Here is a 19713-nt window from a genome sequence, read left to right on the forward strand (position 1 = left end):
TTTCATGCTGAACGCAACCCGACTGCGCGGTGTCTTCCCCGCCATTCCGACTCCCGTCAACGCCGACGACACCATCAACGTCCCGGCCGCGCAGGCCCTCATCGCCTACCTACTCAAGCGGGGCATCGACGGCATCGTGCCGCTGGGCGGCACCGGCGAATACGGCGCGCTGGCGCGCGCCGAGCGCATCCGCATGTGCAAGCTGACGGTGGACGCGGTGCGGGGCCAGGTGCCGGTGATCCCCGGCGTGCTGGACCCCGGCTTCCACGACGCCCTCCAGGCCGGCCAGGAATTCGCCGACGCCGGCGCGGACGCCCTGATGGTGCTGACGCCCTATTACACGACGCCCACGCAGGCCGGCATCCGCGAGTACTTCCTGCGCTACGCCGACGCCTCGCCGCTGCCCGTGATGATCTACGAGATCCCGTACCGCACCCGCATCGCGATCGCGCCGGAGATCCTGCACGAGCTGTCGCGCCACGAGAACATCATCGGCATGAAAGCCTGCAATACGGACATGTACCACTTCCTGCGCACCGTGGCGGGCGTGGACGAATCGTTCGCGGTGTTCAGCGGCGAAGACACGCTGCTGCCCGTGCACCTGGCCGCCGGCGCGCGCGGCGGCATCGTGGTGACGGCAAGCCTGCTGCCCACGGCCTGGCGCAAGGTCTACGAACTGGCGTCCGAGGGACGCACGCGGGAGTCGATGGAACTGCACCGCCGGCTGATTCCCTTGATGAACCTGGCGTTTGCGGAGACGAATCCAGGGCCGATGAAGTCGGTGATGGATCTGATCGGCGTGGACGCGCCCGAGGTGCTCGATCCCCTGGTGGCGCCCGCCGACGGCTTGCAGGCTGCGTTGCGGGCGGAATTGATTCCTTTGCTCAAGGAGTTCGAAGGGGTGGCTTGAGGCCTGGATTGGAATTCGCTGCGCGCTGTTCTGTGTCAGGTGTCAGACACCCGTACGAGATGACGGCACGCTTGATGAGGTGTTGCCGGGTGTCTGACACCCCTGCGAGAAGACGTGCCCGCCATGATGGGTGTCAGACACCCCAATGCATTGCTTCAAGCCTGTAGCGCCTTGCCGTGGGGTGTCTGACACCTGAGGCGTCTGAGGCATAACGTCTGGCACCGGAGGCATACCGTCATGTCAGGTGTCAGACACCCGTACGAGATGACGGTACGCTTGATGAGGTATTGCCGGGTGTCTGACACCCCAGCGAGAAGACGTGCCCGCCATGATGGGTGTCAGACACCCGGACGCATTGCTTCAAGCCTGTAGCGCCTTGCCGTGGGGTGTCTGACACCTGAGGCACCTGAGGCAGAACGTCAGACATCTGCCGCAGCATTCGCCACTTGAACCCCGGCGCCGGATGGGTGGCGCGCGCGTCCGAGTCTGCATGCGCAAGCAGCCCGTCACCGCGCGCCACCCATCACCGCCCCCCCAAAACCGACTGCGGCGTCATTAGCAAACCGCTCCCTGCACTCGCGAAAGCGCACACCGCCCCGACGCCCAAACCCGCGTATGCTGCTTGCGGCCGCCCGCGCGGCCGCAAGCAGCGGGCAACGCAAACCCCGTCCTTGAACACAGGTCCAGCAGCGCTTCAGGCCAAGACGGCGGCAGCCCGGCGGGGCGGGTGGCATGGGCGCGAGCAACCTCGATGCGCCCGAGGGAATCCGAAGGCAGTCGCCGAAGGCGACAACGAGGATGACGAAGGGGAAGTCCGGAGCGAAGGCTCCGGACCGCAATCGTGGGCGCGAGCGTCCATGCCGCCCGCCCCGCCGGGCGACCTACGAAGCCCTACGAAGAAGTCCTACGAAGAACCCCCACAAACCCCTACCTCGAATACCCCGAAAACTTCGACTTCGAAATCGAAGTCGCCGCCACCTGCACATGCGGCGCCAACTCAGCCTCGACCCTCGCCACCGTCCACCGCGTCGTCGGCACCGCGATATTGATCGCCGCCACCGCCAGCCCCCGATGATCGATGACCGGCGCCGCCACCGAAATATCCCCCAGCACCGTCTCGTTCACGATGATCGCGTAGCCCTTCTCCGCCACCCGCCGCACGCGTTCCAGGAGTTTTTCGGGATTGATTTCGGTATACGGCGTGATCGCCTCCAGCCGCGTCTGCGCCAGGATCTCGCGGCGCTGTTCGTCGGACAGGCGCGACAGGATCGCGGTGCCCGAAGCCGTGAAATAGGCCGGCAGCCGGCTGCCCACGGCGATGTCGACGTTGACCAGGTGATGCCCGGGAAAACGCGCCACGAACACGATTTCGTGGCCGTCCAGTTCCTGCAGATTGGTGGTTTCGCCCAGCGTGCGGCTGATGTCCAGCAAATACGGCGAGGCCTTGTCGATGAGTTCGTTGGCGCGCACGTAGTTGTACGAGAATTGCAGCACCTTCGGCGTCAGCCCGTAATTGCGGGTGTCGGGGATGCGACGCAGGTAGCCCAGCGTTTCCAGCGTGTAGACCAGGCGCTGCGTGGCGCTGCGGTCCAGGCCCGACGCGCGGGCGATGTCGGCCAGGGTCATGTGCCGCTTCGGACCATCGAACGCATGCAGGACCTGGAAGGCCTTTTCGGTGGAGCCTACGAAGAGCGAAGACCGGGTCTCGGTCGTCGCCTGCGTTTTTTCCGTGTCGGCTAGGGGTGGATTGCGCACAGGAAACAGCCTATTCGAGTTCTGGGGATGCGGCGCGGGAAACTGCGGCTATGCGCAGTACGCTAATATTAATTGTAATTCAATTATTAATAGCAGATTCCAATTGATTTGAGCGCTATCCGGCCGCCCCGTCCAGCGGCACGCCCGGCTGCGACGCCGAGCGCGTGCCCGGCACGGGATGGCAGGACGCCGGATGATAGGTGTGCACCACCGACAGCTTCACGCGGTCGCTGCGGTTGCCCTGGGCCGCGTGCAGGGTGCGGCAATGGAAGAACACCGCGTCTCCCGCCTGCAGTTCGGGGCTGACCGCGCGCGCGATCCACTCGGCATTCCGGGGCGCGTCGTCGCGGAAGAATTTCTGTTCGTCGAACTGCTCGGGCGCGTAGGCCGCCGCGTGCGAACCCGGGATGAACGACAGCCCGCCGTTGGCGCGCGTCTCCGTTCCCAGTGCCAGCCAACAGGACACCAGGTCGGTGTCCGAGAACGACCAGTAGCGGATGTCCTGGTGCCAGCCCGTCAGGCTGCCGTAGGCGGGATGCTTGGTCATCACACAGTTGTGGTGCACCGTGGACAGCACGGGCGTTTCGCCGAAATAGCGCGCCAGCCACTGTCCGATGCGCGGGTCGGTGGCCCATCGCGCGAACTGCGGGTCGCGGGCGTATGCGCTGAGAAGGCGCCTTACGGTAAGCCCGCCCTCGGCGGCGCGGGATTCGGGCGCGCCCGGATAGCGCAGGTCGGCTTCGTATTCAATGGGCGCCACGTGGTCTCGCAAGTGGCGTTCGGCCACGGCGCGCAGCGCCTCCACCTGTTCAGCGCCCGCGAATTGGCGCAGCACCACGAACCCCTGCTCGCGCAGGACGGCTATCTGATCATCTAGCGGTAACCCGGACATCTCGATCCTCACACCCCGCGGCGTAAGCTGCAAAGCGTCTGCAAACGGCGCAGGCGCGCGCCGGCCAGGCGCCGGCATACGCGGGGATGGCTAGATTACCAAAACCGCCCGACGTCAGGCCGGCGGCGGATTCACCCGGGCGGCGTCGCGCTCCTGGACTTCGTGGTGCACCCATTCGCGCCACACCGCCACCAGCAGGGCCATCAGCACCGGGCCGACGAACAGGCCGACGATGCCCATGGTCTTCACGCCCCCGACCAGGCCGAAGAAGGTCGGCAGGAACGGCAGTTTGACGGGGCCGCCCACCAGCCGCGGGCGCAGGGTCTTGTCGACGATGAAGAGTTCCACGCTGCCCCAGACCATCAGGGCGATGCCCGCCACTACGTGGCCCGACCCCATCAGGTACAGCGACACCAGGGTGAACGACAGCGGCGCGCCGCCCGGTATCAGGGCCATGAAGCCGGTCACCACGCCAAGCAGCACCGGCGACGGCACGCCCGCCACCCAATAGGCGATGCCCAGCACCACGCCTTCGCCCAGCGCGATCAGGCCCATGCCGGTGACGGTGGAGTTGATGGTGGCCGGCACCACGCGCGAGAAGCGCTGCCAGCGCGCCGGCAGGATGCGTTCGCCCAGCACGTCCAACTGGGCCACCATGCGGATGCCGTCCTTGTAGACGAAGAACAGCGTGATCAGCATGAACAGCACGGTCAGCAACAGTTGGAACACGTTGCCCGTGGCCGCCAGGACCATGCGGTAGATATTGCCCAGGTGTTCGCCGCTGACGGCCTCGACCAGCGCGCCCAGCGCGTGGGGCTGCCCGATGTAGGACTCCCAGTACTGGCCCAGGCGCTCGCCCACCACCGGCATGGACGTGATCCAGCCGGGCACGCCCACGCCGTGGCGATTGGCCGCGATGGCCCAGGCGAAGAAGGCGCTGGCTTCCTTGATGGCGTAGGACAGCGCCAACGACATCGGCACGATCAGCACGACCACGACCACCAGCAACGCCAATGAGGCGGCGAGCGCGGTGCGGCCGCCGCAGCGCGCGACCAGGCGTTGGTACAGGGGCCAACTGGCCAGGCCGATGATCAGCGCCGCCAGGGCGGGAACCAGGAAGCCGCTAAGGAAATACACCCCCGCCAACAACACGAGCAACAAAAGCCAACGGGCGATCAGATAGGCGGGAAGTACAGGCTGCATAGAGCGGATCGACAGTAAGTGCGTTGTAAGGCTTTGACTGTCGGACTATACAGACGTTTCACGGAATACGAGGGACACAAGGGCTGTATTTACTACGGGGTTTCCCGTGTTTCCCGGGGCGGCGGACGGTTTGTCCGCCGCCCCGCCATCGTTAAAGCGCGTATTCGGCCGCCTCTTCGCGCGCGCTGCGGCGCCGCGGCGGCATGCCGGGCAGCGCCGGGCTGGGCATGGCGGCCCCCACCGTGGCGGGCTGGGCGCCCTGGCTGCGCGCGTAGACGCCGCAGTGGGCGGCGGCGGGGTCGGTTTCGTCGCGGCCGCTCAGCAGCGGGCAGCCCGCGAACAATTCCGCCACCCAGTCGGTGAAGGCGCGCACCTTGGGCGAGAGCTGCCGGCTTTGCGGATACAGCACCGAGATCGCCGTGGGGCTGGGCTTCCATTGGGGCAGCACTTCGATCAGCTCGCCCGATTGCAGGTGCGGCAGCGCCATGTAGCGCGGCACCTGGATCAGGCCGAAACCCTTGAGACCGCAATCCAGGTAGGCGCCGGCCTCGTTCACGGCCACCGAGCCCTTCATGTCCACTTCCTGGTGCTTGCCGTCCACGTTGAAGTCCCAGGCGCAATTGCGGCCCGTGCGGCTGGAAAAGTAGTGCACCGCGTAGTGGTCGCGCAGCGCCTCGATGGTCTGCGGCATGCCGTGGCGCGCCACGTAGGGGGGAGACGCGCAGGTCACGGTCTGCAAGGTGCCGATGCGGCGCGCGACCAGGCTGGAATCCTCCAGGTCGCCGGCGCGGATCACGCAGTCCACGGCCTCCTGCACCATGTCCACCGGACGGTCGCCCAGGCCCAGCACGAGTTCCACGTCGGGGTACTTGTCGTGGAAATCGCACAATGCGGGAATCAGGATCAGCCGCCCGATGCTGGTCGGCACGTCGATGCGCAGCCGGCCCTTCAGGCGCAGGGCCGCTTCCTGGAAGCAGGCCTCGGTTTCTTCCACGTCCGCGAGGATGCGCACGCAGTGCTGGTAATACCCGGCGCCGTCGGGCGTCAGGCCGATGCGGCGCGTGGTGCGGTTGAGCAGGCGCACGCCCAGCAGGCGTTCGAGATTCTGGATGATGGTGGTGACGGTGGTGCGCGGAAGCGAGAGGCTGTCGGCCGCCCGGGTGAAGCTGTTGGCGTCCACAACGCGCACAAACACCTGCATAGCCTGAAAACGGTCCATGGCGACGGTGTCCTTGGGGAATAAGTCAGTGTGGAAGGAGCATAACCCGATTCCGGCGCGGATTAGTCGTTTTCATCGACTAGTGTTGCCGGAATGTACGGGTTTATCCGCCCCCGTAAAACACTCAAAATTCAAACCATCTTGAAGTGCCCTTGCCGCCCGGCGACCCCAAGGGGCATGTCAATCCTCAGAGTCCGGCCACCGCAAAGACCCGCCCCGCCAAGGCGCCTTTGCCTGGAATAGGCGACCGCATTGGATGCTGCGTCGCAACATACCGGCCCCCGAGGAACGGCATTCCCCCGGCCGCCGCAGCCGCCTTCCGCCCCCAGGCTCCGGCCAAGCGCGCTTCCGTCCCGACATCACTCAAGGAAACATCATGGTTTCGCGTCATCGTATTGCTGTGCTCGCCGTTTTCGCAGCCGTCATCGCGGCCGGCGGCGGTTACGCCCTCTTCCGCACCCCCGCCGTGGCCAACGCCGCCCAGGCGCAAAGCGCCCCCGCGGCGACGCCGGTCGAGGTGGCCGAGGTGCTGAACAAGACCATCGTGGACTGGCAGCGCTATTCCGGCCGCCTGGAAGCCATCGACCGCGTCGACATCCGCCCCCTGGTGTCGGGCACCCTGACCGCCGTGCACTTCCAGGACGGCAGCATCGTCAAGAAGGGCGACGTGCTCTTCACCATCGACCCGCGCCCCTACGCGGCCGAAGTCGACCGGGCCGCCGCCGCGCTCACCGCGGCCAAGGCCCGCGCCTCCTACACCGCCACCGAACTGGCCCGCGGCCAGCGGCTGCTGACCGACAACGCCATCGCCCGCCGCGACTTCGAGGAAAAGCAGAACGCGGCCCGCGAAGCCGCCGCCAATCTCCAGGGCGCGCAGGCCGCGCTGGACTACGCCCGGCTGAACCTGGGCTACACGCGCATCGAAGCGCCCGTCGCCGGCCGCGTCTCGCGCGCCGAGGTCACGGTGGGCAACGTGGTGGCCGCCGGCGCCGCGTCGGTGCCGCTGACCACCCTGGTCTCAGTGTCCAAGATGTACGCGTCGTTCGACGTGGACGAGCAGACCTTCCTGCGCTACGTGAATCCGGCCCGCAACGACCGCAGCGGCGCCGTTCCGGTCGAACTGGGCCTGGCGAACGAAGAAGGCTACTCCCGCACGGGCTTCGTGCAATCGGTGGACAACCGCCTGGACGCCACTTCCGGCACCATCCGCGTGCGCGCCGAATTCGACAACGCCGACGGCTCGCTCCTGCCCGGGCTGTACGCCCGCGTCCGCCTGGGCGGCAGCGCCCCCCGCGAAGCCGTGCTGATCGATGAACGCGCCATCGGCACCGACCAGGACAAGCGCTACGTGCTGGTGCTGGACGACAAGAACCACGCCGTGTACCGCCAGATCAGGCTGGGCGCGAACCAGGAAGGGCTGCGCGTGGTCGACTCCGGCCTCGCCGCCGGCGAGCGCATCGTCGTCAACGGCCTGCAGCGCATCCGCCCGGGCGATGCCGTGGCCCCCACCGTCGTCCCGATGGTTGCCGCGCAGCGCAATCCGGTCAAGACCGCCTCGGCCGCGCTGAACTGATCCGCAACGAGAACGTTCATGAATATCTCGAAATTCTTCATCGACCGGCCGATCTTCGCCGGCGTGCTGTCCATACTGGTGCTGCTGGCGGGCATCCTGGCCATGTTCCAACTGCCCATCTCCGAGTATCCGGAAGTGGTGCCGCCGTCCGTGGTCGTGCGCGCGCAGTACCCCGGCGCCAACCCCAAGGTCATCGCCGAAACCGTCGCCTCTCCGCTGGAAGAATCCATCAACGGCGTCGAGGACATGCTGTACATGCAGTCGCAGGCCAATAGCGACGGCAACCTGACCCTGACGGTGAACTTCAAGCTGGGCGTGGACCCGGACAAGGCGCAGCAACTGGTGCAGAACCGCGTGTCGCAGGCGTTGCCGCGGCTGCCGCCGGACGTGCAGCGCCTGGGCGTCACCACGGCCAAAAGCTCGCCCACGCTGACGCTGGTGGTGCACCTGATTTCGCCCAACGACCGCTACGACATCACCTACCTGCGCAACTACGCCATCCTGAACGTGAAGGACCGCCTGGCCCGCATCTCGGGCGTGGGCGAAGTGACGGTGTGGGGCTCGGGCAACTACTCCATGCGCGTCTGGCTGGATCCGCAGAAGGTGGCCCAGCGCGGCATGACGGCCAGCGAAGTGGTGGCCGCCATCCGCGAACAGAACGTGCAGGTCGCCGCTGGCGTGATCGGCGCATCGCCCACGCTGGGCGACGTGCCGCTACAGTTGAACGTGAACGCGCGCGGCCGCCTGCAGACCGAGGAAGAGTTCCGCGACATCATCCTGAAGACCTCGCCGGACGGCGCCGTGACGTACCTGTCCGACGTCGCCCGCGTCGAGCTCGACGCGCAGGAATACGGCCTGCGCTCGCTGCTGGACAACAAGCAGGCGGTGGGCATGGGCATCATGCAGTCGCCGGGCGCCAACGCGCTGGACGTGTCCACCAAGGTGCGCGCGGCCATGGCCGAACTGGCGCAGGACTTCCCGCCGGGCGTGGAATACCGCATCGAGTACGACCCCACGCAGTTCGTCAGCGCCAGCATCGAGGCCGTCGTGCACACGCTGCTGGAGGCGATCGCGCTGGTGGTGCTGGTGGTGATCCTGTTCCTGCAGACCTGGCGCGCGTCCATCATCCCGCTGCTGGCCGTGCCGGTTTCCATCGTGGGCACCTTCGCGCTGCTCTTGATCTTCGGCTATTCCATCAACGCGCTGTCGCTGTTCGGCATGGTGCTGGCCATCGGCATCGTGGTGGACGACGCCATCGTGGTGGTGGAAAACGTGGAGCGCAACATCGCCGCCGGGCTGACGCCCCGCGAGGCGACCTACCGCGCCATGCGCGAAGTCAGCGGCCCCATCATCGCCATCGCGCTGACCCTGTGCGCGGTGTTCGTGCCGCTGGCCTTCATGACCGGCCTGACCGGGCAGTTCTACAAGCAGTTCGCCATGACCATCGCCATTTCGACGGTGATCTCGGCCTTCAACTCGCTGACCCTGTCGCCCGCGCTGTCGGCCATCCTGCTCAAGGGCCACCACGACAAACCCGACTGGCTGACCCGCGGCATGAACCGCGTGTTCGGGCGCTTCTTCAACTGGTTCAACGACATGTTCGGCCGCGCCTCGGAATCCTACGGCACAGGCGTGTCCGGCGTGATCCGCCGCAAGGCCGGCGCGATGGGCGTGTACGCGGTGCTGGTGGCCGCCACTCTCGGCGTGTCCTACCTGGTGCCCGGCGGCTTCGTGCCCGCGCAGGACAAGCAGTACCTGATCGGATTCACGCAGTTGCCCAACGGCGCCTCGCTGGACCGCACCGAGGCGGTCATCCGCCGCATGAGCGACATCGCGCTGAAAGAACCCGGCGTGCAGAGCGCCATCGCCTTCCCGGGCCTGTCGATCAACGGTTTCACCAACAGTTCCAGCGCCGGCATCGTTTTCGTGACGCTCAAACCCTTCGGCGAGCGCAAGAGCGCCGCGCTGTCGGGCGACGCCATCGCGGCCTCGCTGAACCAGAAGTTCGCCGCCATCCAGGACTCGTTCATCGCGGTGTTCCCGCCCCCGCCCGTGATGGGCCTGGGCACGCTGGGCGGCTTCAAGTTCCAGATCGAGGACCGCGGCGCCGCCGGCTACGCCGAACTGGACAAGGCAAAGGCCGCCTTCCTGGCCAAGGCCCGCCAGAGGCCCGAACTCGGCCCGGCCTTCTCCAGCTACGAGATCAACGTGCCGCAACTGGACGTGGACCTGGATCGCGTGAAGGCCAAACAGTTGGGCGTGCCGGTGACGGAAGTCTTCGACACCATGCAGATCTACCTGGGCTCGATGTACGTGAACGACTTCAACCGTTTCGGCCGCGTCTTCCAGGTCCGCGCGCAGGCCGATGCGCCGTTCCGCGCGCACGCCGACGACATCCTGCAACTGAAGACCCGCAACAACGCCGGCGACATGGTGCCGCTGTCGTCGCTGGTCACGGTCAAGCAGACCTTCGGCCCGGAGATGGTGGTGCGCTACAACGGCTACACCGCCGCCGACATCAACGGCGGCCCGGCGCCCGGCTATTCGTCCGACCAGGCACAGGCCGCGGCCGAACGCGTGGCCGCCGAGACGCTGCCGCGCGGCATGAAGATGGAATGGACCGACCTGACCTACCAGCAGATCCTGGCGGGCAACGCCGGCCTGTGGGTGTTCCCGATCAGCGTGCTGCTGGTGTTCCTGGTGCTGGCCGCGCTGTATGAAAGCCTGACCCTGCCGCTGGCCGTGATCCTGATCGTGCCGATGAGCATCCTGGCCGCGCTGACGGGCGTCTACCTGACCGGCAACGACAACAACATCTTCACCCAGATCGGTTTGATGGTGCTGGTGGGGCTGTCGGCGAAGAACGCGATCCTGATCGTGGAGTTCGCGCGCGAACTGGAAATGAACGGCCGCACGCCGCTGGAAGCCGCCATCGAGGCCAGCCGCCTGCGCCTGCGCCCGATCCTGATGACGTCCATCGCGTTCATCATGGGCGTGGTGCCGCTGGTGCTGTCCTCGGGCGCGGGTTCGGAAATGCGCCACGCCATGGGCGTCGCCGTGTTCTTCGGCATGCTGGGCGTGACCTTGTTCGGCCTGTTCCTGACGCCGGTGTTCTACGTGCTGCTGCGTTCGCTGGGTGGCAAGAAGCTGCACTCGGCCGCGCCGCACGAGGCCCCCGTCTGCGTGCCGCACCTGGACCCGCACGCGCCGCCCGCCCCGCAGCACAACGCCTGAGCCGGCAGACCGAGAACATAGCCAGCGCGTCCCGCCCCGGCGGCGGGACGCGCCACCAAGAGAATAGCCATCATGATCCAAAGACTGACCCGCGGTTCCGCCCTGCTTGCCGTCCTGCTCGCGCTGGCCGGCTGCGCGGTGGGCCCAACCTACGAACGGCCCTCGGCCGCGGTGCCCGCGGCCTACAAGGAAGCGGCCCTGCCCGCGTCCGAAGCCGGCACCTGGAAGCCCGCCGAACCCTCGGAAGAGGCGCTGCGCGGCGCCTGGTGGAAGGTGTTCGACGACGAAGGCCTGAACCAGCTCGAAGAAGAAGCCCAGCACGCCAACCAGAACCTGCAGGCCGCGGCCGCGCGCCTGACCCAGGCGCGGGCGCTGCAACGCGAAGCGCGCTCCGGCTTCTTCCCCACCCTGGACGCCGCCTTCGGCCCCAACCGCCAGCGTCCTTCCGCCGTGTCGCAAGGCCTGCCGGACGGCACGTCGACCAGCCCCGTCACCACCTGGCGCGCCCAGGGCATGGTGTCGTACGAGGCCGACCTGTTCGGACGCGTGGCCTCGACCTTCGATGCCGCCACCGCCGACGCCCAGCAAAGCGAAGCGCTGTACCGCTCGGTGCTGCTGGCGCTGCAGGCCGACGTCGCCACGACTTACTTCCTGGTCCGCGAACAGGACGCCGAATCGCAGCTCTACCGCCAGACGGTCAAGCTGCGCACGGACACGCTGCAACTGATCCAGCGCCGCTACGACGCCGGCGACATCAGCGAACTGGACCTGGCGCGCGCCAAGTCCGAACTGGCCAGCGCGCAATCCGAATCGCTGGGCATCGACCGCCGCCGCGCCGCGTCCGAACACGCGCTGGCGGTGCTGCTGGGCCGCGCGCCGTCGGAATTCGCGATGCCGCCGCAGCCGATCCAGAAAGTGGCGCTGTCGATCCCGGCCGGGCTGCCGTCCGCCCTGCTGGAACGCCGCCCGGATATCGCCGCCGCCGAACGCGCGATGGCGGCGGCCAACGCGCGCGTGGGCGCAGCCAAGTCCGCGTTCTTCCCGCGCCTGGACATCACCGGCGCCTTCGGCTATGAATCGTCGGACCTGGGCAACCTGTTCCAATGGTCCAGCCGCACCTTCCTTCTTGGCCCGCTGGTGGGCGCCGCCCTGTCCATGCCCATCTTCGACGGCGGCCGCCGCCAGGCCGGCCTGGACCGGGCCCGCGCCGTCTACGAGGAAGACGTCGCCACCTACCGCCAGGCCGTGCTGAACGCCTTCCGCGAAGTGGAAGACAACCTGGCCAACCTGCGCATCCTGGCCGACCAGACCCGCGCCCAGGACGCCGCCGTCGAATCGGCCGCGCGCGCCGCCAAGCTGTCGCACACGCAGTACCGGGAAGGATCCATCAGCTACCTGGACGTGATCGAAGCCGACCGCAGCGTGCTATTGCAGCAGCGCGTGGCCGTGCAGTTGAGCGGCGAACAGGCGCGCTCGGCCGTCGGCCTGATCCGCGCGATCGGCGGCGGCTGGGAAAACCCCGTGCCCGCGGAGCAGGTGGCGGCGAAATGAGTCGGAGTGTCCGGCGCCTGGCACAACACAAAGCCAGGTATAAAGCCAGGTGTCAGACACCCCTACGGCAAGCCGCTTCAACCCCGAAGCAGCGCTTCCCGGGTGTCTGACACCCACCCGCGGCAACAGCATCTTCCCTTGGGTGTCAGACACCCTGGAACATCCCTTCCGCCCGTACCGCCATCTCATACGGGTGTCAGACACTGGGCCTGCCCCCTTCCGCTCCATGTAAAAACCAGGTGTCAGACACCCGTACGGCAAGCCGCCTCAACCCCGAAGCAGCGCTTCCCGGGTGTCTGACACCCACCCGCGGCAGCAGCATCTTCCCCCGGGTGTCAGACACCCCGGAACATCCCTTCCACCCGTACCGTCAGCTCGTACGGGTGTCAGACACTGGACCTACCCCCCTCCGCTCCATGTAAAAGCCAGGTGTCAGACACTCGCCCTACCTCTTCCGCTCCATATACCGCCGCGCCATCTGGTACCCGGCGTACACATAAAACCCGCTGCTATTGAGCACCAGCCAGGCGCCCAGGCCGCCCAGCAGCGCCACCACGGGCCCCACCGCTCGCATGTCGCCCTGCGTCCAGGCGATCCCGCCCAGGATGCCGACGGCGACCAGGCCCGCGGCCAGCCGCTTCAGCACCACCAGGCCGAACGCGTGTCCGCCCATGAACGCGACCACGCCGATCGCCAGCGCCAGCGCCGTGCCGGCGCAGACCAGCACCAGCGCGAAGGCCGCCGGCGCCGATCCCGCGCCGTGTCGCAGCAGATCCAATACCCCGATCCCCACGCCCAGGCCGCCCGTCATCACCAGCACGGCCAGCACCAGCGGCGACCACATGCCCGGCGGCGCGCGGCGCGCATCCATGGCCGCCACGAAGCGGTGCATCGCCGCCGAAGAGGACGGCTCGTCCTGCCCGGGCAGCGCGGCTTCCAGCCTGCGGCATTGCGCGATCAGCGCGTTCAGGCCCGCGCGCGGCTGGTCCATCACACCCTCGCGGCGCCCGGCGCATGTTCCGCGACCGTGTTGCGCAGGGCCGCCATGGCCTCCTGCACCGCGATCGGACGGAACGGATCCTCGCGCCAGTACATGGCCACCGACCCGAAGCCCGACAGCCGCACGGGAATGACGCGCATGGCCCGCATCTGCGAAAAGCGCAGCGCGGCGCGATGCGAGGCCACCCCGATCATGTCGCTGTTGTTGATCAAGGTGAGGTTGATGGTCACCGAGTTGGACTCCACGTGGTCGGGCGGCGGGGCCTGCCCCGCCGCGGCCAGCGCGGCGTCCACCGCGTTGCGGATGGGCGTGCCCTTGGGCCAGAGGATCCAGCGGTAGGAAAGCAGGTCCTGCCAGGATGGCTGCTCCACCGCGAACAAAGGATGCCGGGGCCGCGCCACCAGGTGGATGGGCTCCAGGTACAGGGCCTCGAAGCGGATGGCGGGATCGTGGTGCTCGGGCGCGGAACGGCCCACCACGATGTCCAGGTCGCCCTGCGCCAGTTGCGCCAGCAGATGGTCGGTGGTGCCCTCCACCAGCTTCACGCGCGCCTGCGGCATGCGTTCCAGCAGCTTCATCACCGCCAGCGGCACCGTGTCCGACGCGGACGCGCCCGACGCGCCGATCACCACCCTGCCGCCGCCGCCCTCGCGCAGCGCCGCCATGTCCGCGCTGGCGCGGTCCAACTGCGCCTCGACCCGCTGGGCATGGGCGATCAGCACGTCGCCGTGCGGCGTCGGGCGCAGCCCGCGCGCGTGGCGTTCGAACAGCGGCAGCCCGATGTCGTCTTCCAGATCCTTCAGCCATTTGGACAGGCCCGGCTGCGTGGTGTTGAGCATCGCCGCCGAATGGCTGATGTTGCGGGTCTGGGCCAGGCTGAGCAGCATTTTCAGATTGCGCAGGCGCAACCGGTGAGTCCAGTCCATACAGGCCCTCGTTTGTCTCGTATGTATATTCTTATTGATATGGATAATAAGATAATTTCATTTCAAAACACATAGCTCCGTACGCATAATCGTCTCCACAACAGGATCAGCCGCGAACACGCGGCGGCCACCCGCAGAAGCCGGCGCCAGCCGGACATTCCGGAGACAAACATGCCCGACGGCCACACGCCCGCCGCCGATCGCGCCGCCTATTACGCGCGCATCGCCAAGAAAAACATGGCTCCCCTCTGGGAGTCGCTGCACAACCTGGTGCCGCGCGAGCCCGCGCCGCGTTGCGTGCCCGCCATCTGGAAATACGACGACGTGCGCGACGACGTCATGGCCTCCGGCTCGCTCATCAGCGCCGAGGAAGCCGTGCGGCGCGTCCTGATCCTGGAAAATCCCGGCCTGCCCGGCCAGGCCAGCATCACGCAAAGCCTGTACGCCGGCCTGCAACTGATCCTGCCCGGCGAGATCGCGCCCAGCCACCGCCACACGCAATCGGCGCTGCGCTTCATCGTGGAAGGCCGCGGCGCCTACACGGCCGTGAACGGCGAACGCACCACCATGCGCCCCGGCGACTTCATCATCACGCCGTCCTGGACCTGGCATGACCACGGCAACGCCGAAACCGCCGAGGGCGGCGAGCCCGTGGTGTGGCTGGACGGCCTGGACATCCCGCTGCTGCGCTTCCTGGACGCGGGCTTCGCCGAGAACTACCCCTCCGCCACCCAGCCGGTCACGCGCCCCGAGGGCGACAGCATGGCCCGCTACGGCCACAACATGATGCCGGTGCGCCACCAGGCCGCGAGCGGCACCTCGCCCATCTTCAACTATCCCTACGAGCGCAGCCGCGACGCGCTGGACCAGCTCTACCGCCATGGCGAACTCGATCCCTGGGACGGCGTGAAGCTGCGCTACCTGAACCCGGCCACCGGCGGCTACCCCATGCCGACGATGGCCACCTTCATGCAGTTCCTGCCGGCCGGCTTCCAGGGCAAGACCTACCGCAGCACCGATTCCACGGTCTACAGCGTGGTCGAGGGCCGCGGCACGGCGCGCATCGGCGACCGGGAATTCCACTTCGGTCCGCGCGACGTGTTCGTCGCGCCGTCCTGGATGCCGGTGGAGCTTGCCGCGCTGGAAGACGCCACGCTGTTCAGCTATTCGGACCGCCCCGTGCAGGACGCGCTGGGCATCTGGCGCGAAGCCCGCGCCGGCTGAAGGCCGCCGACAGTAGCCAGGCGCCGGCCGCCGCCTTTCCGTTTCCATTCCGTGCGCATCGCGCACCCAAAGGGTGATCCATGTCTTTCGTCTTCGATCCCGCCGCTCCCGTCGCCGTTCCCGTGGCCGGCAGCCAGGACCGCTTCCCCGTGCGCCGCGTCTACTGCGTGGGCCGCAACTACGCCGCCCACGCCAGGGAGATGGGCTTCGACCCCGACCGCGAACCGCCGTTCTTCTTCTGCAAGCCCGCCGACGCCGTGGTGCCCGTGGCCGAAGGCAGCACGCTGTCGCTGCCCTATCCGCCCGAGACGGCCAACCTGCACTATGAGATCGAACTGGTCGCGGCCATCGGCCGCGGCGGCGCCGACATCCCCGTCGAGCAGGCGCTCGAACACGTCTGGGGCTATGCCGTCGGCCTGGACATGACGCGCCGCGACCTGCAGATGAAAATGCGCGAAGCCGGCCGGCCCTGGGAACTGGGCAAGGCCTTCGACCAGAGCGGGCCCATCGGGCCGCTCTATCCCGCAAGCGCCGTCAAGGACATCCACAAGGCCGGCATCTGGCTGCAAGTCAACGGCGCCGACAAGCAGAGAAGCGACATCGGCAAGCTGATCTGGTCCATCGCCGAAACCGTCTCCTACCTGTCCCGATACTTCCGCCTGGAAGCCGGCGACCTGATCTACACCGGCACGCCCGAAGGCGTGGGCCCCGTGGTCCGCGGCGACAAGATGGTCGGCGGCGTCGACGGCCTGGGCACGCTCAGCGTGCAGATCGCCTGAACCTCCCGGGAACCCGCATGCAACTCCACAGTTTCTTCAATAGCTCCACCTCCTACCGCGTGCGCATCGCGCTGGCGCTCAAGGGCCTGCCCTACGACTACCTGCCCGTGAACCTGCGCAGGCAGGAGCAGCGCGCCGCGGACTACGTGGCCCTGAACCCCTCGGCCGGCGTGCCCCTGCTGGTCGACGGCGACCTCAGGCTGTCGCAATCGCTGGCCATCGTCGACTACCTGGACGCCACGCACCCCGAGCCGCGCCTGATCCCGGCCGACACGCTGGCGCGCGCACGCGTGCTGGAACTGTCCGACGCCATTTCCTGCGACATCCACCCCGTCAACAACATGCGCATCCTGCGCTACCTGCAGGACGTGCTGGGCGCAAGCGACGAACAGAAGAACGCCTGGTACCACCACTGGATCCGGGAAGGCCTGACGGCCGTGGAAGCGCTGCTGGCCCGCCACGGCCACGGCGCCTACTGCTTCGGCGACGCGCCCACCCTGGCGGACTGCTGCCTGGTGCCGCAGGTGGCGAACGCCCAGCGCATGGGCTGCGACCTTTCCGCCTACCCGCGCGTGCTGCGCATCCATGAACACTGCAACGCGCAGCCCGCCTTCCAGCAGGCCGCGCCCGCCCAGCAACCGGACTACACCTCATGACGAACCAGGAACCCGACGCCCAGGGCGCGCCGCTGCGCGCCTACACGGACCCCGCCTACCGCCCGCTGTGCGCCACGCTGGCCGACGTGCGCGCCAATATCGACCGCCTGGACGACGAGATCGTCCGGCTGATCGCCGAGCGCGCCATGTACGTGAAGGACGCCGCGCGCTTCAAGCGCGACGCCTTCCAGGTCAGCGCGCCCGCCCGCCAGGCCCAGGTCTTCGATAAGGCCCGCCAACTGGCCGACCGCCACAACCGGGGCTTCGCCAACCTGGAACAGGTGGTGGACGCCACCTACCGCGCGATGGTCGCCGCCTTCATCGCCAACGAACAGACCTACTTCAACAGCATGAAAGACCTGGGAGACACCCATGCATAAGTCCTCGACGCCGGCCGCCCCGCGCAAGCCCGCGCGCCGCATCGCGTCCAGCGCGCTGGCGCTGGCGTTCGCCGCCCTGGCCCCGCTGGGCGCGGCGCATGCCGACGCCTGGCCCGCCCAGCCGCTCAAGGCCGTCGTGCCGTTCGGCCCGGGCTCCAGCCCCGACCAGGTGGCGCGCATCGTCGGCGAAAAGGCCGGCGCCATCCTGGGCCAGTCCATCGTCATCGAGAACAAGCCGGGCGCCAGCGGCAACATCGGTACCTACGCCATCGCCAACGCCAAGCCCAACGGCTACACCTTCGGTGTCTCGATTACGGGTCCGCTGGTCAACAACACCCTGCTGTTCGACAAGCTGCCCTACGCGCCCGCGACCGACCTGTCGCCGCTGACGCTCGCCGTGCACCAGCCCAACGTGCTGGTCGTGCCCGCCACCGCCGGCATCGGCAGCGTCGGCGAATTGCTGGAGGCGCTGAAGAAGAATCCGGACAAGTACAACTTCCCGTCGCCGGGCGCGGGCACGGTGTCGCACCTCGCCGTGGAATTGATGCTGCAGCAGATCGGCGCGCGCGCCACCCACGTGCCCTATCCCTCGTCGCCCGCCGCGCTGACCTCGCTGCTGTCGGGCGACACGCAATTCGCCGCCCTGCCGCCCATCGCGGTCATGCCCATGGTGAAGGACGGCCGCCTGAAGGCGCTGGCCGTCACTTCGTCCAGGCGCTCTTCGCTGCTGCCCGACATCCCGACGCTGGCGGAAGTGGGCGTGCCGGGCATCGAGGGATCCGCGTGGATCGGCTTCGTGATCTCGGCCAAGGTTCCCGCCGACATCCAGAAGAAGCTGTCCGACGCGCTGATCCAGGCGGTCCGCGATCCGGACGTGGCCAAGCGGCTGCAGGCGCAGTTCATGGATCCGGTGGGCAGCACGCCGGCCGAGTTCCGCGGCTACATGGACGACGAGCTCAAGCGCTGGGAACCCCTGATCCGCAAGCTGGGCATCAAGGGCCAGTAACGCGGCGCCGCGCAACCTCTCAGTACAGGCAAGGAGAATCAGATGGCCATCACCGAACCCGCCCGCCAGGTCCCTCTCTACGGCGAATATGGCGTCGTCGTGCTGGGCGGCGGCCCGGCCGGCCTGCTGGCCGCCGCCAGCGCCGCGCGCAACGGCGCCAGCGTGCTGCTCGTGGAGCGCTACGGCTTCCTGGGCGGCATGGGCACGGCGGCGGGGGTGTCCAACTTCTGCGGGCTTCACGCCAATATCCATGGCGACATCCGGCAGGTGGTCCACGGCATGACCGACGAACTGCTGGACCGCATGCGCGCCATGGACGGCCTGAACGATCCGCACCTGATCCTGGGCAAGATCCACGCCCAGGCCTATGACATCTCGGCCTTCAAGTGCGCCGCGGACGGGCTGGTACAGGACAGCGGCGCGCAGGTGCTGTTCCATGCCCTGGCCACGGGCGTGGCGCGGGACGCGGACGGCCGCGTGGACGCGCTCTTCCTGGAGACCAAGTCGGGCCGCTGCGCGGTGCGCGCCCGGATCTTCATCGACTGTTCGGGCGACGCCGATATCGCCCAGTGGGGCGGCCTGCCCTTCGAAAAGGGCGACGACCGCGGCCGCATGCTCTACCCCACGCTGATGTTCAAGGTGGGCAACGTGGACGGCGCCCGCGCGCAGGAAGCATGGAAGACCATCCCGCAACTGATGGACCAGGCCGCCGCCAGCGGGGAATTCACGTTCCCCCGCCGCGGCGCCATCGTGCGTCCGCAAAAGCACGACTACGAATGGCGGGTCAACGTGACCCAACTGGCCAACGCGGACGGCAGCGCGGCCGACGGCACGGACGCGGACTCGCTGTCGGCCGGCGAACTGGAAGGCCGGCGCCAGATCGTGCAGTACCTGGCATTCCTGCGCGCCAAGGTGCCCGGCTTCGAGAACGCCTACGTGCTGGACATCGCTCCCCAACTGGGCATCCGGGAAACGCGCCGCATCGTCGGCGAAGCCGTGCTGACCAAGGAACACGTGCTCGGCTGCGCCGACTTCGAGGACAGCATCGGCGTCAACGGCTGGCCGCTGGAAATGCACACGGCCGGCGACGTGCAGTGGGTCTGGCCGCCCATCCCGGAATCCCGCGGCTACAACCAGCTACCGTTCCGAATGATGGTGCCACGGCGCGGGCCGGGCCTGTCGGACAACGTGCTGGTCGCCGGACGCTGCGCGTCCATGACGCACGAGGGCCAGTCCGCCGCGCGGGTGAGCGGTAGCTGCTTCGTGATGGGCGAAGCGGCCGGCACGGCTGCGGCGATGGCGCTCCAGGCCGGGATCGCGCCGGCCGGCGTTTCCATCCCCGCTTTGCAGGCTCAATTGAAAAAGCAGGGCGCCTTCCTGGGCGGCCGGGACTGAACGGCGCGGA

The 19713-nt window shown here is 67.9% G+C and carries 16 protein-coding genes; 10 read left to right on the forward strand and 6 right to left on the reverse strand.

The window, feature by feature from the left end:
• The first annotated feature begins 4 nt into the window (after window positions 1-4).
• A complete protein-coding gene (dapA, locus tag AVE30378_RS11490; RefSeq protein WP_129240985.1) occupies window positions 5-910 on the forward strand; it encodes a 4-hydroxy-tetrahydrodipicolinate synthase in 906 nt (301 codons plus the stop codon).
• 927 nt (window positions 911-1837) lie between these two features.
• On the opposite strand, the gene AVE30378_RS11495 is transcribed toward dapA, so the two are convergent.
• The 4 genes from AVE30378_RS11495 to AVE30378_RS11510 form a co-directional block, all read right to left on the reverse strand.
• On the reverse strand, window positions 1838-2665 hold the full coding sequence (locus AVE30378_RS11495) for an IclR family transcriptional regulator (protein ID WP_129240986.1): 828 nt from the start codon (window positions 2663-2665) through the stop codon (window positions 1838-1840).
• Window positions 2666-2780: 115 nt separating this feature from the next.
• On the reverse strand, window positions 2781-3557 hold the full coding sequence (locus AVE30378_RS11500; RefSeq protein ID WP_129240987.1) for a phytanoyl-CoA dioxygenase family protein: 777 nt from the start codon (window positions 3555-3557) through the stop codon (window positions 2781-2783).
• A 114-nt stretch (window positions 3558-3671) separates the two neighbouring features.
• Entirely contained in the window at window positions 3672-4760 is a 1089-nt protein-coding gene (locus tag AVE30378_RS11505) for an AI-2E family transporter (RefSeq protein ID WP_129240988.1), read from the reverse strand.
• A 151-nt stretch (window positions 4761-4911) separates the two neighbouring features.
• A complete protein-coding gene (locus AVE30378_RS11510) occupies window positions 4912-5979 on the reverse strand; it encodes a LysR family transcriptional regulator (protein WP_129240989.1) in 1068 nt (355 codons plus the stop codon).
• 376 nt (window positions 5980-6355) lie between these two features.
• On the opposite strand from AVE30378_RS11510, the gene AVE30378_RS11515 reads away from it, so the two are divergent.
• From AVE30378_RS11515 to AVE30378_RS11525, 3 genes are all read left to right on the forward strand, one after another.
• Window positions 6356-7552 (forward strand): efflux RND transporter periplasmic adaptor subunit, encoded by a 1197-nt coding sequence (locus tag AVE30378_RS11515; RefSeq protein WP_165360154.1) that lies wholly within the window; start codon window positions 6356-6358, stop codon window positions 7550-7552.
• 18 nt (window positions 7553-7570) lie between these two features.
• Window positions 7571-10786: an efflux RND transporter permease subunit gene (locus AVE30378_RS11520; RefSeq protein WP_129240990.1), complete on the forward strand. Its 3216-nt coding sequence runs from the start codon at window positions 7571-7573 to the stop codon at window positions 10784-10786.
• Between the two features lie 72 nt (window positions 10787-10858).
• Window positions 10859-12337: an efflux transporter outer membrane subunit gene (locus AVE30378_RS11525; RefSeq protein WP_129240991.1), complete on the forward strand. Its 1479-nt coding sequence runs from the start codon at window positions 10859-10861 to the stop codon at window positions 12335-12337.
• Window positions 12338-12782: 445 nt separating this feature from the next.
• On the opposite strand, the gene AVE30378_RS11530 is transcribed toward AVE30378_RS11525, so the two are convergent.
• Window positions 12783-13328, reverse strand: a complete 546-nt coding sequence (locus AVE30378_RS11530; RefSeq protein WP_129240992.1) for a hypothetical protein — start codon at window positions 13326-13328, stop codon at window positions 12783-12785.
• Window positions 13328-14263 (reverse strand): LysR family transcriptional regulator, encoded by a 936-nt coding sequence (locus tag AVE30378_RS11535; RefSeq protein ID WP_129240993.1) that lies wholly within the window; start codon window positions 14261-14263, stop codon window positions 13328-13330. The genes AVE30378_RS11530 and AVE30378_RS11535 overlap by 1 nt, the downstream gene beginning before the upstream one ends.
• A gap of 171 nt (window positions 14264-14434) precedes the next feature.
• On the opposite strand from AVE30378_RS11535, the gene gtdA reads away from it, so the two are divergent.
• From gtdA to AVE30378_RS11565, 6 genes are all read left to right on the forward strand, one after another.
• Window positions 14435-15487 carry a gentisate 1,2-dioxygenase gene (gene gtdA, locus AVE30378_RS11540; RefSeq protein WP_129240994.1) on the forward strand — a complete coding sequence of 351 codons (1053 nt, stop codon included), beginning with the start codon at window positions 14435-14437 and terminating at the stop codon, window positions 15485-15487.
• 80 nt (window positions 15488-15567) lie between these two features.
• Complete coding sequence (locus AVE30378_RS11545) at window positions 15568-16266, forward strand: fumarylacetoacetate hydrolase family protein (RefSeq protein WP_129240995.1); 699 nt, start codon at window positions 15568-15570, stop codon at window positions 16264-16266.
• A 17-nt stretch (window positions 16267-16283) separates the two neighbouring features.
• A complete protein-coding gene (maiA, locus tag AVE30378_RS11550; RefSeq protein ID WP_129240996.1) occupies window positions 16284-16922 on the forward strand; it encodes a maleylacetoacetate isomerase in 639 nt (212 codons plus the stop codon).
• Window positions 16919-17302: a chorismate mutase gene (locus tag AVE30378_RS11555; RefSeq protein WP_129240997.1), complete on the forward strand. Its 384-nt coding sequence runs from the start codon at window positions 16919-16921 to the stop codon at window positions 17300-17302. The genes maiA and AVE30378_RS11555 overlap by 4 nt, the downstream gene beginning before the upstream one ends.
• The gene (locus tag AVE30378_RS11560) at window positions 17295-18308 is read left to right on the forward strand and encodes a Bug family tripartite tricarboxylate transporter substrate binding protein (RefSeq protein WP_129240998.1); all 1014 of its coding nucleotides are present in this window, start codon (window positions 17295-17297) and stop codon (window positions 18306-18308) included. Before AVE30378_RS11555 ends, AVE30378_RS11560 begins: the two co-directional genes overlap by 8 nt.
• Window positions 18309-18350: 42 nt before the next feature.
• Window positions 18351-19703 (forward strand): FAD-dependent oxidoreductase, encoded by a 1353-nt coding sequence (locus AVE30378_RS11565; RefSeq protein WP_129240999.1) that lies wholly within the window; start codon window positions 18351-18353, stop codon window positions 19701-19703.
• Window positions 19704-19713 lie beyond the last annotated feature (10 nt).

This window comes from Achromobacter veterisilvae (genome assembly GCF_900496975.1).
Lineage (GTDB): Bacteria > Pseudomonadota > Gammaproteobacteria > Burkholderiales > Burkholderiaceae_B > Achromobacter > Achromobacter veterisilvae.